Source organism: Rufibacter roseus, from assembly GCF_001647285.1.
Classification (GTDB): Bacteria; Bacteroidota; Bacteroidia; order Cytophagales; family Hymenobacteraceae; genus Nibribacter; species Nibribacter roseus.
Genome location: NZ_LRML01000003.1, coordinates 377,830 through 393,280, shown reverse-complemented (window position 1 = coordinate 393,280; position 15,451 = coordinate 377,830). Strand labels below are relative to the sequence as shown.

Below are 15,451 nucleotides of genomic sequence, written 5' to 3'. Positions count from 1 at the left end.
CAAAGGGGGACGAAATGTGTGCAAAATCCTTTAGATGGGGCGCCCACAGGGATAACCTGTTCTTGGTACTATGAATTTAAAACTCCTATTTTGGCGCTGCTTTTCGAGAAGCAGGTGAAAAACGATAGGCACTAAACAAGAATCTACTCTTGCAACAACTCCGCCAGCATTCCTTCCTTTAGCGCGTAAGATGATACTCTAATTTGCTCCAGGTTGTATTTCTCCAGCACCCAATCAATCAGCACGCAGGCAACTACAATCATATCCACGCGCATTTCCAGCATACCCGGTATGGCTAAACGCTCGGCACGGTTTTTTTGGAGAATTTCTTTATATATCTGCTGGAAAGAAGATACTGGTAGATCCATTTCAGGCGAAGCGTCTTCTCCGCGGGAGAGGTTGCGTTTGGCAAGGTCAATGTCAACCAGTGTGTCAAACGTGCCAGAAGAACCAATCAGTACCTCGGGCTGATGCTGTAAAACAGCGGCAGTCAATTTCTGGAGCTGGTCTTGCAGGTAGTGGCGCTGGGCTTTCACATCGGCGGGAGCCATAGGGTCCAGGTGAAAGAATTTGTCGAGCAGGCGCTGGGCACCAATCTCAAAGCTCTTCTTCCACAAAATGCCTTTGTCTGACCCAATGATGAATTCCACGCTGCCACCGCCTATGTCCATCACCAGTGCCGGCTTTGGCCCTACTTGCAAGGCTTGCTGAACGCCTTTAAAGATAAGCTCGGCCTCGCGTGAGCCGGAAATGACTTCTACCTCAATGCCGGTTCTTTCCTTTATGGCAGCTACCACATCGGGTCCGTTGCTGGCATTCCGGATGGCGCTGGTGGCGGTGGCTTTTACCCTTGTCACGCCGTGCTGTTCCATAATTTCTTTGAACTCGGCTAATGTGGTGAGGCCTCGGGCGAGTGCTTCTGGGGTAATCTCACCTTTGCTGATACCGCCTTGCCCCAACTTTACTGCAACTTTGGTTTTGAACAGAGTAACAGGCTCTCCGGTAGCAGGCACCTCCACTATGAGTAAGTGAAATGTATTAGTACCAAGGTCAATGAGGGCTAAACGAGGCAACATAGGTTTAATTAAGTATTGAGAGTTAGGAACTAAGAATGGCAGATTTGCTGTAGCGCCACTCTGTTTTACCGCACTTGTACGGAGAACGGCAGCATTAGAACAGCAAAATAAGGCAAAGAATCTTTTCTTTGGCCCAGCAGGTGTTTTTCTGATAAAAAGTAAATCCGTTTTTGCCCTGTTTTCCAGGAAACAGCAAAACGGATTTTAAAAAATAACAATCAACAACCAGCAATCAACAATTATTTAGAGCTGAACCGGAAGAAGGTGCCCAAAGGGAGTTTGCGCTGAGCTCGGTCTTGCAGGTATAATTCGCCTAGTTCTTCGTTTTTAACCGTTGCCCCGAAGGAAGCCCTAATAAGGTTGTCCAGAATAAGTGCTGAGAAGCCGAGGGAGTACAGGTTTATCACGAAGAAATTTTCTTGTGGGTCCAGCAATTCGGCGCAGAGTTTAATCAGCTCGTTTATCTGCTCTTCCAGCTGCCATTTCTCACCGTCTGGGCCGCGGCCATAGGCGGGAGGATCTAGAATGATGCCTTGGTATTTGTTTCCGCGTTTTACCTCGCGGCGGGCGTACTTCATGGCGTCTTCCACTAACCAACGGATGTTGTCCAGGTTGCTGGCTTCCATGTTTTGGCGGGCCCAGAAATTAACCTGCTTCACGCTGTCCAAGTGGGTGACATCGGCTCCGCCGGCATTAGCGGCCAACGAGGCGCCGCCGGTATAGGCGAACATGTTCAGCACCTTCGGTTTGCCAGAAAGGGCGCGGGTGCGGTCAAAGATGAACTGCCAGTTGGGGTCTTGCTCCGGAAACAGTCCCACGTGCTTAAACGAAGACAGCCCCAGCCGGAACCGCAGCTTTAGATCGTTGTATTTATAATTGATAAACCACTGCTCGGCCATTCCTTTCTTGAGCTGCCACTGGCCTTTTTCGGCGTTGCCTTTCTCGCGTTTAAAAGTGGCTTGGGCTAATCTTTCCCACTCGCGTTCCGGCAAATGCTTGTCCCAGGCGGCTTGCGGCTCGGGGCGGGCCAGCACGTAATCGCCGAAGCGCTCCAGCTTCTCAAAATTGCCGCAGTCAATCAGTTCGTAATCGGTCCAAGCGGTAGTGGTCAGGAAAGAATACATATCTTTGTAAAAGGTTTCTGCCGCAAAGGTACGGTTCCTGTGGCAGTTATCAGTGAACAGTAATTAGTAAACAGTTAACAAGGATAGGAAATTACGGCTAACGGAAGAAACCGAAGTCTGCGGTAAACTTTGCAAGGCCTGTTTTTAAGCTGTTTTCCTGAAAATAGGCCTAAAACGTAAACTTAGTTACAGGATAGTCTTGTGTCTTGCGTCTTAAATCTTATGTCTCCATTACCACATTAACAAAATGACTTTCTATAAATACCAAGGCACCGGCAACGATTTTGTGGTGCTTGACAACAGAGACGGCAGCCTGCAACTTACCCAAGAACAGGTGGCTTTCTTGTGCGACCGCCGCAGAGGCATTGGAGCAGATGGCCTGATGCTGCTGCAGTTGAAAGAAGGCTATGACTTTGAGATGGTCTATTATAATTCCGACGGACGCGAGGGTTCTATGTGCGGAAACGGGGGGCGCTGTCTGGTAGCTTTCGCGCAATATTTGGGCGTGGTAGAGAATGAGGCCTATTTCATTGCCTCTGACGGACCTCATAAAGCCTACCTGAAAGACAGATTGGTGCACCTGCAAATGAAAGACCTAGACGCCATTGAAGACCTAGACGATGCCTCTTTCATGAACACCGGTTCACCACACTATGTGAAGCAGGTGGAAGCGCTGCAAGACCTTAACGTATTCGCCGAAGGCCGCGCCATCCGGTACTCAGACCGCTTCAAAGCTGAGGGTACCAACGTCAATTTTGTGGAGCACCTACCGGAGAACCAGCTTTCAGTGCGCACTTATGAGCGTGGCGTGGAGGACGAGACTTTCTCCTGTGGTACCGGCGTAACCGCCTGCGCCCTTGCCGCTAGCCGCGCTGGCTACCAAAGCCCAGTGAAGATAAAAGTGCTTGGAGGTGAGCTTCAGGTGAGTTTCGAGAAAGAAAGCAACGGCTTTAAAAACGTCTTCCTCATCGGTCCCGCCGTACAAGTGTTTAAGGGCGAAATTACTTTATAGTTCCTTCTTCTGTTTTCGGCCTGATTTTATAAAAACAAGCTAAAAACAGATATACATGCCTATTTTGATACCAAGCACATTCTGAATCCATTCTTAATTCCTAATTCTAAATTCTTAATTAATAAAGTGCTGCAAACCGACCGCATTTTTCTAAGAGCCCCAGAGCCTACGGACCTGGACTTTCTCTACCTCTTTGAGAATGAGCCGGAGCTATGGCCGGTGAGCATGGCGGTGGCGCCGCTGTCAAAAGATGTGCTGCGTCAGTACCTAGACAACGCCACCGCTGACATTTACTCGGCCCGTCAACTGCGGCTGATGGTGTGTCTGCAAAAGCAGGAAACCGTGGTGGGCACCATTGATTTGTTTGACTTTGAGCCGCTGCACCGCCGGGCGGGCATGGGTATTGCCGTTGCCAAGCCGTACCGAGGGCAGGGAATAGCAGCAGAAGCCTTGCAGCTGTTGGTGGAATATGCCCGGCAGGTGCTGCACCTGCACCAGTTGTACTGCTCAGTAGCGCAAAGTAATGCCAAAAGTTTGGGGCTTTTCCGGCAGCAGGGCTTTACCCAAATAGGCATTCGAAAGGAGTGGCTGCAGGCGGCCAGTGGCTGGGAAGACGTAGTGGAGTTTCAGAAGCTTCTACAACAGAAATAACACTAATCAGGAGCAGTAAAAGGTAAGGCAACAGCCGATGTTATTTTTACGGATTTGCCCTATTCAAAATTAAATAAATACTCTATTTTAAAGGTTTATGTAGCTTTTTTAGCAGTAATACGTATGCACGGGAGCAGTAAGAGAGATGCCAGCCATTTCTCTTACTTTTTTGATATACCATTCTATTCTTATCCTAAGCTATCGTATATGTTTGACCTTGACACCGATTTCACTCCAAGCGCGGGTAGCAGTTACTCAGTTTCTGAGCCAGAAGTAAATATCTTCACCAACTACGTTTCTGCCAACCCGGCTCCCGCACCTAAAGCTCCTTCCATTTCAAAACCTTCGTTAGAGGATTATTTAAGTTCGGTTTCGGCTTTGGTGTGCCTTTCACACCTTCGCTGGGATTTCGTGTATCAACGTCCGCAACACTTGTTGTCGCGTTTCGCCAAACATACGCCGCTTTTTTTCTTTGAAGAGCCTCTTTTCTTTGACGGCGCCACCCCGCAATTAGCTATTTCTACCCGCGAAGGCAACGTGACCATTGCTGTTCCGCACTTGCCACATGGGCTTACCCCTTCTGAAATTGAGGCAGAGCAGCGGAACATGATCGATAAGTTTTTAAAGGAGCGCAAGCTGAAGAATTACGTGCTTTGGTATTACACGCCCATGGCACTAGAATTCAGCCGTCACCTTACCCCGGCCCTCACCGTGTTCGACTGCATGGATGAACTGTCGGCGTTTAAGTTTGCCCCGCCAAGACTGGTAGAGCTGGAAGCCGAAATGATGGCCAAGGCCGATGTGGTGTTTACCGGTGGCCAAAGCCTGTACGAAGCCAAAAAAGACCGTCACAAAGAAGTCTATGCCTTCCCGAGCAGCATTGACAAAGCACACTTTGCCCAAGCCCGCCAACTACAGGAAGAACCCGCTGACCAAGCCAATATTCCGCACCCACGCATGGGCTTCTTCGGGGTGGTTGACGAGCGTTTTGATATTGAATTGCTGCGCGAGGTGTCTGAGGCCCGGCCTGAGTGGCAGTTTGTCATTATAGGACCAGTCGTGAAGATTGACCCAGAGGTGCTGCCTAAAAACAAAAACATCCATTACCTCGGCGGTAAAACATATAACGAGCTCCCTGCTTACTTAGCCGGTTGGGACGTAGCCATGCTGCTGTTCGCGCACAATGAGTCTACCAAATACATCAGCCCAACCAAAACCCCAGAATACTTAGCCGCCGGAAAACCAGTGGTGTCTACTTCTATCAGAGATGTGGTTCGCCCGTACGGCGAACAAAATCTGGTGCACATTGCCGATGGTGCCGCTGCCTTTGAGCAAGCCATTGAAAAAGCATTGATTCAAAAAGATGACCTGGGCTGGATGCGCCGCACCGACGATTTTCTGACCACCATCTCCTGGGATAAGACATGGAGAAACATGGTGCGCCTGATGCAATGCATTTCAGAAGAAAAGAAAAGCAATTCTAAAAAGTAACATTTCAGCCTGAAGGTGGAAATGCATTTTGAGCGTGTTTTCAGAAAGCATGCTCAAAACACGCTGCCTTTTTCAGCTTGATATTATATACATCTTTAATTTCCCCTTTTTATGTTTGATTACCTGATAGTAGGGGCCGGTTTTGCCGGCAGTGTGTTAGCCGAGCGCCTTGCCCGGGTTTCTAACAAAAAAGTTTTAATCATAGACAAGCGCCCGCATATTGCCGGTAACGCCTATGACCATTATAATGAAGAAGGCATTCTAGTCCATAAATACGGACCGCACATCTTCCATACCAACTCTAAAGATGTGTTCGAATATCTGGGGCAGTTCACTGAGTGGCGCCCTTACGAGCACCGCGTGCTGGCCAGTGTAGACGGGCAGCAGGTGCCCATGCCTATCAACCTGGATACCATCAACAAACTATACGGCCTCAGTCTTACCTCTTTTGAGCTGGACAAATGGTTTGAGTCGGTGGCGGAGAAAGTAGACACCATCAGAACGTCTGAGGATGTGGTAGTGAGCAAAGTAGGGCGTGAGCTGTACGAGAAATTCTTCAAGAACTACACCCGTAAGCAGTGGGGCATGGACCCGTCGGAGCTGGATAAATCAGTGACCTCACGTGTGCCCACTCGCACCAACCGCGACGACCGCTACTTCACCGACACCTACCAAGCCATGCCGCTGCACGGCTTCACCAAGATGTTTGAGAAGATGCTGGATCACCCCAACATCAAAATCATGCTCAACACCGACTACCATGAAATACTGGACGTGATTCCGTTCAAAGAAATGATTTTTACGGGTCCGGTAGATGAGTACTTTGATTTTAAATATGGCAAGCTGCCGTACCGCTCACTCGAGTTCAAACATGAAACGGTGAACAAAGAAGTATTTCAGCCGGTGGCGGTGGTGAACTACCCCAATGAGCAGCTGTATACCCGCGTGACTGAGTTTAAATACCTGACTGGTCAGCAGCACCCCAAAACGAGCCTGGTGTATGAATTCCCACGTGCCGAAGGCGATCCTTACTATCCGGTGCCCAAGCCTGAGAACGCGGAACTTTACAACAAATACAAGAAGCTGGCTGAAGCCACACCCAACGTGCATTTCGTGGGCCGATTGGCAACCTACAAATACTACAACATGGACCAGGTAGTGGCCCAAGCGCTGACCCTACACAAAAAGCTAACCGAGCTAGAGAAAGTGAAAGTGCCGGCCGTAGATGGAGTTGATGTGTTGCCTAAAGGCCTGCGCGATGCGCTAAATGGAAGTTCCACCAAAATCAGTACGAATGGTAAACATTGACCTTTGGGGCGGTGTGGAGTGTACCATTAACCGGGTAGGTGACCAGTACTTTGACCAGCTCGCCCAAAGTGGACATAAAAGCCGATTATCAGACTTAGATCTCTTCGCAGATTTAGGCATCAAGAAAATACGGTATTCGGTGCTATGGGAAAGCGTAGCACCGGATCATCCGGAACAGCAAGACTGGAGCTGGGCCACCGAACGCCTGAACAAGCTCCGCGCGTTAGATATAGACCCTATTGTAGGTTTGCTGCACCATGGCAGCGGCCCGCGGTACACTAACTTACTAGATCAAGATTTCCCACAGAAATTTGCCGCCTATGCGCGGGCTGTGGCCCAACAGTTTCCGTGGGTGAATTACTACACTCCCGTTAACGAACCCCTAACCACTGCTCGGTTCAGCGCCCTCTACGGTCTCTGGTATCCGCACGCCAAAGACGATGCCTCTTTCCTGAAGGCCCTCCTGAACCAGATCAAAGGCACCAGACATGCCATGCAGGCCATCAGGGAAATAAATCCTGAGGCTAAATTAGTCCAGACAGATGACTTGGGCTACACCCAAAGCACGCCTGCCTTACAATACCAAGCCGATTTCGAAAATCACCGCCGCTGGCTCTCCTGGGATTTGCTATGCGGTAAGGTAAACCCGCAGCACCCGCTTTGGAAGTACTTATTGGCAGGAGGAATTCCGGAGGCAGAACTGTTAGACTTGGTAAAAGTACCCTGCCCACCTGAGGTGATAGGGGTGAACTACTACGTCACCAGTGAGCGGTACTTAGACGAACACATCACTGATTACCCCCTGCACACGCATGGCAGTAACGGCCGGCATCGCTACGCCGATGTAGAAACCGTACGCGTGGGGCATGCCCAGCCGCTGGGGGTGCAGAACATTCTGGCGCAAGCTTGTGAACGATACCCTGATAGTGCTATAGCTATTACCGAAGCCCACTTGTGCTGTACCCGCGAAGAGCAGATGCGCTGGTTAGCTGAAGTGTGGGATTCTGCCCTGTTTTTGAAAAATCAGGGCAAAAACGTGTTGGCGGTAACGGCTTGGTCTCTGCTGGGGGCATTTGACTGGAATACTCTCTTAACTGAGCAACGTGGCTTTTATGAACCCGGTGTGTTTGATGTGCGAACCGGAGTGCCTGAACCCAACGCCGTGGCCAAGCTGATGAAGGATTTGTCCTCTAATGCGCCACGCCACCCCGTGTTGCAGATAGACGGCTGGTGGAAACGAACCTGTCGCACTCTTTTCCCGGCCCCGCCTGAAGTACCTGAGAAGTGGTGTGTCGCTGACCAAGCGGCGTTGCCAAAAACAAAAATAGAGCCACTGCTCATAACAGGTGCAACTGGTACCCTAGGTAAAGCCTTCGCCCGCATTTGTGATGAGCGTGGAATCCCATACGTACTGCTCTCACGGCAAGAAATGGACATAACGGAGGAGGCTTCGGTAGAAAAAGCTTTGCAGAAATATGGACCTTGGGCAGTGGTAAACACCGCTGGTTATGTGCGGGTAGACCAAGCCGAGTTAGAGCCAGAAACTTGCTATCGTGAAAACGCACTGGGGCCCGTTAACTTGGCAAAGCACTGCCGTGCCAGAGGCATTCAGCTGGTAACTTTTTCTTCTGATTTAGTATTTGACGGGCAAAATAAAGGGGGCTATCATGAAACAGATCAACCCAACCCGCTCAATGTGTATGGCAGCAGCAAAGCATTAGCCGAAGAACAGGTTTTGGCCGCCATGCCAAAGGCTTTGATCATAAGAACCAGCGCTTTCTTCGGCCCTTGGGATGAGCATAACTTTGTTTACCAAGCCTTGAAGACCATAGCCCATAAAGAATTTTTTCAAGCTGCGGATGATACTTATATCACTCCCACCTACGTGCCAGACTTAGTTCAAACCACAGTTGACCTTTTGCTGGATGAGGAGAGCGGCATTTGGCATATAGCCAACAGCGGTACGTACTCATGGGCACAACTAGCCGAACTGGCTGCCACTGTGGCTGGTTTAGAACCTCACCCTTGGCTACAGCCAGTTTCACAGGAGTCGCTTGACCTGTCTGCCCTCAGGCCTGCCAATTCGGCCTTGGCTACAGGTAAAAGAGCCAACTTACCTAGAGTGGAGGACGCACTTCTACGCTATCTAAGAGCCACTGAATTTGCTTTCAGACCGTCAGAACCATTGGTAGATACTACTGAAGATGATGAGCTATTGGCCGCGCATGCATAGATATACGAAGAGCATGATCCCCTGTTTTAGCCCTTCTTTTTAAAAAGTAGGGTCAAAACAGGGGGTATTTTAATTTTAGAGATTAGATTTTTCTCCTGCCTCAAAGCTTAAGTACCTTAGTTGGTTCTGATCCTACATACCCCCATTTTTTTCTATTCCTTTCTGTTTTCGGCCTCTTTTCCAAAAATCAGCTCCGAAACATCTCCTCTCCCTTGCCTTCGTACAAACAAAATCAGGCTATTTCTGACATCCCGTCAGGCGCGGGGCACTAATGCAAACATGGTATTGTTTTAGCTAACTAGAGAATGTCGGAAAATCCGCTTATTTTTGAAATTGAATTAAGTACGTCTTAAATAGCTTTATATGTTTGATTTTTTTGGGAAGACAGTCGCCAAGATTTTCGGTACCAAATCGGAGCGGGATATTAAGGGGGTAATGCCCTATGTGGCCCTTATAAACGAAGAGTTTGCCAAATTGGCCGCCTTGTCTGATGACCAGCTTCGGGCCCGTACCCAAGAGGTGCAAGCGGTTATTGCCGAGCGTCTGAAACCCATTGACGATAAAATTGCCGCGCTTCGCCAGCGTATAGAAGACGAGCCTGAACTAGATATCACCCAGAAGGAAGATATCTTTTTGGAGATAGATCAACTAGAGAAGGATCGTAACAAAGATCTGGAAGTAGTACTCATGGAAGTGCTGCCGCAGGCCTTTGCCATTGTAAAGGAAACTGCCCGCCGCTTCAAAGAGAATGGTCAATTGACCGTTACCGCTACTGAGCTTGACCATGAATTTGCTTCGCGCAAGTCAAACGTGCAGATAAACGGCGACAAAGCCGTGTGGGCGAACAAATGGAATGCCGCCGGTACCGAAGTAACCTGGGACATGCTGCATTATGATGTGCAGCTGATTGGTGGTATTGTATTGCACCAAGGTAAAATTGCCGAGATGGCCACGGGTGAAGGTAAAACGTTGGTGGCTACGCTGCCGGCTTTCCTGAACGCCTTGGCAAAACGTGGCGTGCACGTAGTAACTGTGAACGATTACCTGGCCAAGCGTGACTCTGAGTGGATGGCGCCATTATTTGAGTTCCACGGCATCACCATTGACTGCATTGACAAACACCAGCCTAATACCGATGCCCGCCGCAAAGCTTATTTAGCGGATATCACCTACGGTACCAACAATGAATTTGGCTTTGATTACCTGCGTGACAACATGTCGCGTGAGCCGGGTGAGTTGGTGCAGCGCAAGCACCACTACGCCATGGTAGATGAGGTGGACTCTGTATTGATTGACGATGCCCGTACCCCGTTGATTATTTCTGGCCCAGTGCCACGTGGCGATGAGCACGAATTCCACACCCTGAAGCCAAGAGTATCTGCTCTGGTAGAGGCGCAGCGTAAATTGGTGAGCAATTACCTGGTAGAGGCCAAGCGCCTGATTAAAGAAGGAAACGAGAAAGAAGGCGGTTTGTCTTTGTTCCGTGCCTACCGTGGTTTGCCAAAAAACAAGCCTTTGATTAAGTTCTTGAGTGAGACCGGTGTTCGCCAGATTTTGCTGAAGACAGAGGCGTTCTACCTGCAAGACCACTCGCGTCAAATGCCGGAGGCCGACAAGCCTTTGTACTTCACCATTGACGAGAAACACAACCAGATTGAACTGACCGAAAAAGGTATTGACCTGATTACCGGCCAGGGCGAAGACCCGAATTTGTTCATTTTGCCAGACATCGGGACGGAAATTGCCAACATAGAGAACAACAACGGGCTTTCTGAAGAAGAGAAACTGCACCAGAAAGAACGGTTAATCCAGGATTACCAGGAGAAAACCCAGCGGGTGCACACTATTAACCAGTTGCTCAAAGCTTACACCTTGTTTGAGAAGGATACGGAGTACATCGTGACCGAAGACCGCAAGGTGAAAATTGTAGATGAGCAAACGGGTCGTGTGATGGAAGGCCGCCGGTATTCAGACGGTTTGCACCAAGCTATTGAGGCAAAGGAAAACGTGCGCGTGGAAGATGCCACCCAAACCTATGCTACGGTAACCCTACAGAACTACTTCAGAATGTACCACAAGCTGGCCGGTATGACCGGTACTGCTGAGACAGAGGCCGGTGAGTTCTGGGAAATCTATAAGTTGGACGTGGTGGTGATACCAACCAACCGCGTAGCCCAACGCAAAGACGAGCACGACAAGGTATATAAAACCACCCGTGAGAAATATAACGCCGTAGCTGAAGAAATTCAGGAACTGACTAAACAAGGTCGTCCGGTGCTGGTAGGTACCACTTCCGTAGAAATTTCTGAACTGGTAAGCCGTATGCTGAAAATGCGCGGAATTCCGCACCAGGTTCTGAATGCCAAGCATCACCAGCGGGAGGCCGAGATTGTGGCCGAAGCCGGTAAACCGGGTGCCGTGACCATTGCTACCAACATGGCGGGTCGTGGTACAGATATTAAGCTGGCTCCGGAATCTAAAGCCGCGGGCGGATTGGCCATTATTGGTACCGAACGTCACGAATCACGTCGCGTTGACCGCCAGCTGCGTGGTCGTGCCGGTCGTCAGGGAGACCCAGGTTCATCGCAGTTCTTCGTGTCACTGGAAGACAGCTTAATGCGTCTGTTCGGTTCTGACCGCATCGCCCGCTTGATGGACCGCATGGGTCTGGAGGAAGGCGAAGTGATTCAGCACTCCATGATCACCAACTCTATTGAGCGTGCGCAGAAGAAGGTGGAGGAAAACAACTTCGGTACCCGTAAGCGCTTGCTGGAGTACGACGACGTGATGAACGCCCAGCGTGAAGTGGTGTACAAACGCCGCCGCAACGCCCTATACGGGGAGCGTCTGGAGCTGGATATCTGGCTCATGATTGACGAAACCGCCACTGACATTGTGCAGACCTATAAAGCCACCGGCAACCACGATGACTTCACGCTGCACATCATCCGCGTGTTCGGGTTTAACACTGGCATTACTGCCGAAGACTTGGTTGGTCAGCCAGTAGATTCGTTGATAGACCGCCTGTACAATGAGGCGCTGGATTTCTATCAAGAGAAGAATGAGCGCATCATGCAGCAGTCAGCCCCAATCATGGCAGACATTTATGCCAACCGTGGTCCTATGATTGAGAACATAGCCGTTCCATTCTCTGACGGTCGCCGCCAGATAACGGCCGTGGCCAACCTGGAGAAAGTAGTAAACAGCGGTGGCCGTGAGTTGATCAAAACCATGGAGAAAGTCATTTCCCTGGCCACCATTGACCAAGCCTGGACCCAGCACCTCCGCGAAATGGACGACCTGAAGCAGAGCGTTCAAAATGCGGTATACGAGCAGAAAGACCCGCTCTTGATTTATAAGTTTGAGTCGTTCCAGCTGTTCAAGCGTATGATTGCCAAGGTGAACGAAGAAACAGTATCGTTCTTGTTCAAGGCAGATTTACCAGTGCAGCAGGAGCAGCCCGTGCAGGAAGCCCGCCAAGCTCCGGCACCTAAAGCACCTAAACTGAACGTGCAGAAGGAAGAAGTGCACTCTACCTTAGAAGAAAATCATCCGCCAATGCCGGCTATGCCACAGGCGCCTGTTCAAAAGCAGGCCCCCATAAGGGTAGAGAAAACCATTGGCCGTAATGATAAGGTGAGTGTGCAGTACATGGACGGCCGCGTAGTAAAAGACGTGAAGTTCAAGAACGTAGAAAACGATTTGCTCAACAACCGTTGCGTGATCATTGAAGACTAACGTGCCTATAGCACCAGAGCAGAGTTTGGCGCCGTACATAGATCATACGGTGCTCAAGCCAGACACAACCCAAGCCATGGTGGCACAGCTTTGTGAAGAAGCTGTTCACCATAGGTTTGCGGCCGTTTGCGTGCCACCTTGTTTCGTGAAGCAGGCAGTGGCGGCTCTGCAAGATACCGGGGTTCAAGTGGCCACGGTAGTAGGTTTTCCGCTGGGGTACCAGTTAGCCAAGGTGAAATTTTTTGAGGCGCATCAAGCCTTAACTGAAGGTGCTACGGAGATAGATGTGGTCATGAATATTGCCGCATTCAAATCAGGCAAGCACGAAGAGGTGCTGTCTGAACTGCAGGAGCTGAGCACGCTGTGCCACTTTAAAAATGCAGTGCTGAAGGTCATTATTGAAACTGCTTTGTTGAGCCCAGAGGAAATAGTGCAGGCTTGCAAAATATGCGAAGAAGCGGAAGCTGATTATGTGAAAACTTCCACTGGTTTTGCCTCCGGTGGTGCACAGGTAGAAGATATTCTGCTCATGCGGGCTACTTTATCAAAGCATATAAAAATAAAAGCATCGGGCGGAATCAAAACCAAGGAAGCCGCCCTTGCGTTGGTGAAAGCCGGAGCCGACCGGATTGGAACATCTTCCGGCGTATCGTTGCTATGACATTGGAAAACATGACCTCAAGATTTTTATCGCTTTTGTGCGCCGTGGCCCTAATGGGTTGTGCCGCCGGTGGCAGTACTTCTTCCAGCAACACGGGGGCAGGTTCTACTGATACAAACGTGAACGCCAAAGGTGGTACCGCTACCACACTCACTAACATAGAGCAATACCGGCCAACTTTCCCGGCAGCGCCGTCTGCCTCAGCTCCGGCTGCCGCCCCGGTAGCTCCTACCCGCCACATCCGTAATGAAGTAACCGTACTCATGGATAGTGTGGCGCAGGTACAGAAAAACATCCGCTACGCCTCTGGCTACCGAATTCTGGCCTATACCGGAATAGAACGTAAAGCCGCTATGGATTTGCGAAACGCAATCATTCAGCGTTTGCCCGAGGAAAAAGATTACCTGACATACAAGCAGCCTACTTACCAACTGAAAATTGGTGATTTCTTTACCCGGGTAGAGGCTCAGGCCGCCCTCTCAAAGATTCAAGATTTGTTGCCAAGAGCAATGTTGGTGCAGGAAACCATTAATATTCCGAAGTAATTTTTTAGACGTTTTTTAGAAGACACAAGACGTAAGACTTCTTTGGACGCCGTGTAAGTTTCTCTTTTAGAAACTACACGGCGTTTTCTTTTATAAACTTTTCCGCAGTTTCAAGCTTGTGTTAAGAAAAAGAGACCCAAAACAGCGGAAAAATTTTTATCCCTACCTTTGTGACATAATAGTTCTACCGTCTTTGCCATGCAACAACTTTCTGATCAAATACAACAACTTGCCAGCCAATATGCCTCTGATACTATAGATACCCGGCACCTTTTGCATCAGAATCCAGAGCTTTCTTTCCAAGAATTCAAAACCGCAGATTTTGTGTTCCAGAAGCTGCAGGAATACGGGCTTGAACCGCAGCGCATGACGGAAACCGGGGTGGTAGCGCTAATAAAGGGTAAAAACCCTGAGAAAGCTACAACCGCACTGCGCGCCGATTTAGATGCCTTGCCCATTCTGGAGAAAAACGACGTGGCTTATAAGTCGCAGAATGAAGGCGTAATGCATGCCTGCGGGCATGACGTGCATAGTTCTTCATTGCTGACCACCGCCCGCATTCTGCACCAGCTCCGCGACCAGTTTGAAGGAACGGTAAAACTCATTTTCCAGCCGGGCGAGGAGAAGTTTCCGGGCGGAGCGTCCTTGATGATCAAAGAAGGTGTGCTGCAAAACCCGGCGCCGCAAAGTATTTTCGGGCAGCACGTGTTTCCTATGCTGGAGGCAGGTAAAGTAGGTTTTCGTTCAGGAATGTACATGGCCTCAGCCGATGAAATTTATGTGACTGTAAAAGGCAAAGGAGGGCACGGTGGATTGCCAGAGCAGTTAGTGGACCCAGTTATCATTACAGCGCATTTGCTGGTTGCGTTGCAACAGATTGTAAGCCGTAGAGCTAACCCAAAGATTCCTTCTGTATTGTCATTCGGAAGAGTGATTGCGGATGGAGCTACCAATGTTATTCCGGGGGAGGTGAAGCTGGAAGGTACTTTCAGAACCATGGATGAGGTCTGGCGAGCCGATGCCAAACAGAAAATGAAGAAGCTGGCCGAAGGCTTGTGCGAGAGCATGGGCGGCTCCTGTGAATTTACCATCATGGACGGCTATCCTTTCCTGAAAAACGATGTAGCTGTTGCCGAACGCGCCCGTAAAGCCGCCGAAGCCTACTTAGGAGCTGACAACGTGGTTGAGCTAGATATGTGGATGGCTTCGGAAGATTTCGCTTACTACTCACAACATGCGCCTGCCTGTTTTTACCGCTTGGGCACCCGCAATGAACAGCAGGGAATTACTTCCAGCGTGCATACCCCCACCTTCAACATAGATGAATCCGCCCTGGAAATTGGTAGTGGTCTTATGGCTTGGCTGGCGGTGAATGAGCTGCAGGTGCTAATAAATAATAACTAGATTTAATCTCCATAGCTCCTACTCCTGTTTTTGACCTGCTTTTACAAATTCAGGCCGAAAACAGGAGTTTGTTTTACCTTGTAACAGAAGCCTTTCAAATCTCATTTACCGCATGGTCAGAGCAGATTCCCCCTTTGAAGGGGGCGAAGGGGGATGTTTACACTAGCAGGTCCACGCATTGCTGAAGTTACCTTCTTCGAGGGGCAGA

11 protein-coding genes are annotated in these 15,451 nt (G+C 49.7%); 9 read left to right on the top strand and 2 right to left on the bottom strand.

The window, feature by feature from the left end; all coding sequences use genetic code 11:
* Positions 1 to 143 precede the first annotated feature (143 nt).
* Complete coding sequence (locus A8O23_RS05675; RefSeq protein ID WP_066617902.1) at positions 144 to 1,076, bottom strand: Ppx/GppA phosphatase family protein; 933 nt, start codon at positions 1,074 to 1,076, stop codon at positions 144 to 146.
* 239 nt (positions 1,077 to 1,315) lie between these two features.
* Positions 1,316 to 2,200: a class I SAM-dependent methyltransferase gene (locus A8O23_RS05670; RefSeq protein WP_066617900.1), complete on the bottom strand. Its 885-nt coding sequence runs from the start codon at positions 2,198 to 2,200 to the stop codon at positions 1,316 to 1,318.
* Between the two features lie 247 nt (positions 2,201 to 2,447).
* On the opposite strand from A8O23_RS05670, the gene dapF reads away from it, so the two are divergent.
* The 9 genes from dapF to A8O23_RS05625 all read left to right on the top strand — a co-directional run bounded on the left by dapF (position 2,448) and on the right by A8O23_RS05625 (position 15,243).
* Positions 2,448 to 3,212, top strand: a complete 765-nt coding sequence (gene dapF / locus A8O23_RS05665) for a diaminopimelate epimerase (protein ID WP_066617892.1) — start codon at positions 2,448 to 2,450, stop codon at positions 3,210 to 3,212.
* Between the two features lie 126 nt (positions 3,213 to 3,338).
* On the top strand, positions 3,339 to 3,863 hold the full coding sequence (locus A8O23_RS05660) for a GNAT family N-acetyltransferase (protein WP_066617890.1): 525 nt from the start codon (positions 3,339 to 3,341) through the stop codon (positions 3,861 to 3,863).
* A 207-nt stretch (positions 3,864 to 4,070) separates the two neighbouring features.
* Positions 4,071 to 5,354 (top strand): glycosyltransferase family 1 protein, encoded by a 1,284-nt coding sequence (locus A8O23_RS21735; RefSeq protein ID WP_066617888.1) that lies wholly within the window; start codon positions 4,071 to 4,073, stop codon positions 5,352 to 5,354.
* 111 nt (positions 5,355 to 5,465) lie between these two features.
* Positions 5,466 to 6,662, top strand: coding sequence for a UDP-galactopyranose mutase (glf, locus tag A8O23_RS21730; protein ID WP_066617885.1), 1,197 nt, complete (start codon positions 5,466 to 5,468; stop codon positions 6,660 to 6,662).
* Entirely contained in the window at positions 6,622 to 8,895 is a 2,274-nt protein-coding gene (gene rfbD / locus A8O23_RS05645) for a dTDP-4-dehydrorhamnose reductase (RefSeq protein ID WP_074988325.1), read from the top strand. The genes glf and rfbD overlap by 41 nt, the downstream gene beginning before the upstream one ends.
* Before the next feature lie 363 nt (positions 8,896 to 9,258).
* The gene (gene secA / locus A8O23_RS05640; RefSeq protein ID WP_066617881.1) at positions 9,259 to 12,633 is read left to right on the top strand and encodes a preprotein translocase subunit SecA; all 3,375 of its coding nucleotides are present in this window, start codon (positions 9,259 to 9,261) and stop codon (positions 12,631 to 12,633) included.
* Positions 12,623 to 13,294: a deoxyribose-phosphate aldolase gene (gene deoC, locus A8O23_RS05635; protein ID WP_239693350.1), complete on the top strand. Its 672-nt coding sequence runs from the start codon at positions 12,623 to 12,625 to the stop codon at positions 13,292 to 13,294. Before secA ends, deoC begins: the two co-directional genes overlap by 11 nt.
* Before the next feature lie 11 nt (positions 13,295 to 13,305).
* On the top strand, positions 13,306 to 13,839 hold the full coding sequence (locus A8O23_RS05630) for a hypothetical protein (protein ID WP_066618299.1): 534 nt from the start codon (positions 13,306 to 13,308) through the stop codon (positions 13,837 to 13,839).
* Positions 13,840 to 14,037: 198 nt separating this feature from the next.
* A complete protein-coding gene (locus A8O23_RS05625) occupies positions 14,038 to 15,243 on the top strand; it encodes a M20 metallopeptidase family protein (protein ID WP_066617879.1) in 1,206 nt (401 codons plus the stop codon).
* Positions 15,244 to 15,451: the final 208 nt, after the last annotated feature.

Coding starts and splice junctions, on each gene's coding strand:
- A8O23_RS05675 (WP_066617902.1), bottom strand. CDS start 1,076: ATGTTGCCTCGTTTAGCCCTCATTGACCTTGGTACTAATACATTTCAC.
- A8O23_RS05670 (WP_066617900.1), bottom strand. CDS start 2,200: ATGTATTCTTTCCTGACCACTACCGCTTGGACCGATTACGAACTGATT.
- dapF (WP_066617892.1), top strand. CDS start 2,448: ATGACTTTCTATAAATACCAAGGCACCGGCAACGATTTTGTGGTGCTT.
- A8O23_RS21735 (WP_066617888.1), top strand. CDS start 4,071: ATGTTTGACCTTGACACCGATTTCACTCCAAGCGCGGGTAGCAGTTAC.
- glf (WP_066617885.1), top strand. CDS start 5,466: ATGTTTGATTACCTGATAGTAGGGGCCGGTTTTGCCGGCAGTGTGTTA.
- rfbD (WP_074988325.1), top strand. CDS start 6,622: ATGGAAGTTCCACCAAAATCAGTACGAATGGTAAACATTGACCTTTGG.
- secA (WP_066617881.1), top strand. CDS start 9,259: ATGTTTGATTTTTTTGGGAAGACAGTCGCCAAGATTTTCGGTACCAAA.
- A8O23_RS05630 (WP_066618299.1), top strand. CDS start 13,306: ATGACCTCAAGATTTTTATCGCTTTTGTGCGCCGTGGCCCTAATGGGT.
- A8O23_RS05625 (WP_066617879.1), top strand. CDS start 14,038: ATGCAACAACTTTCTGATCAAATACAACAACTTGCCAGCCAATATGCC.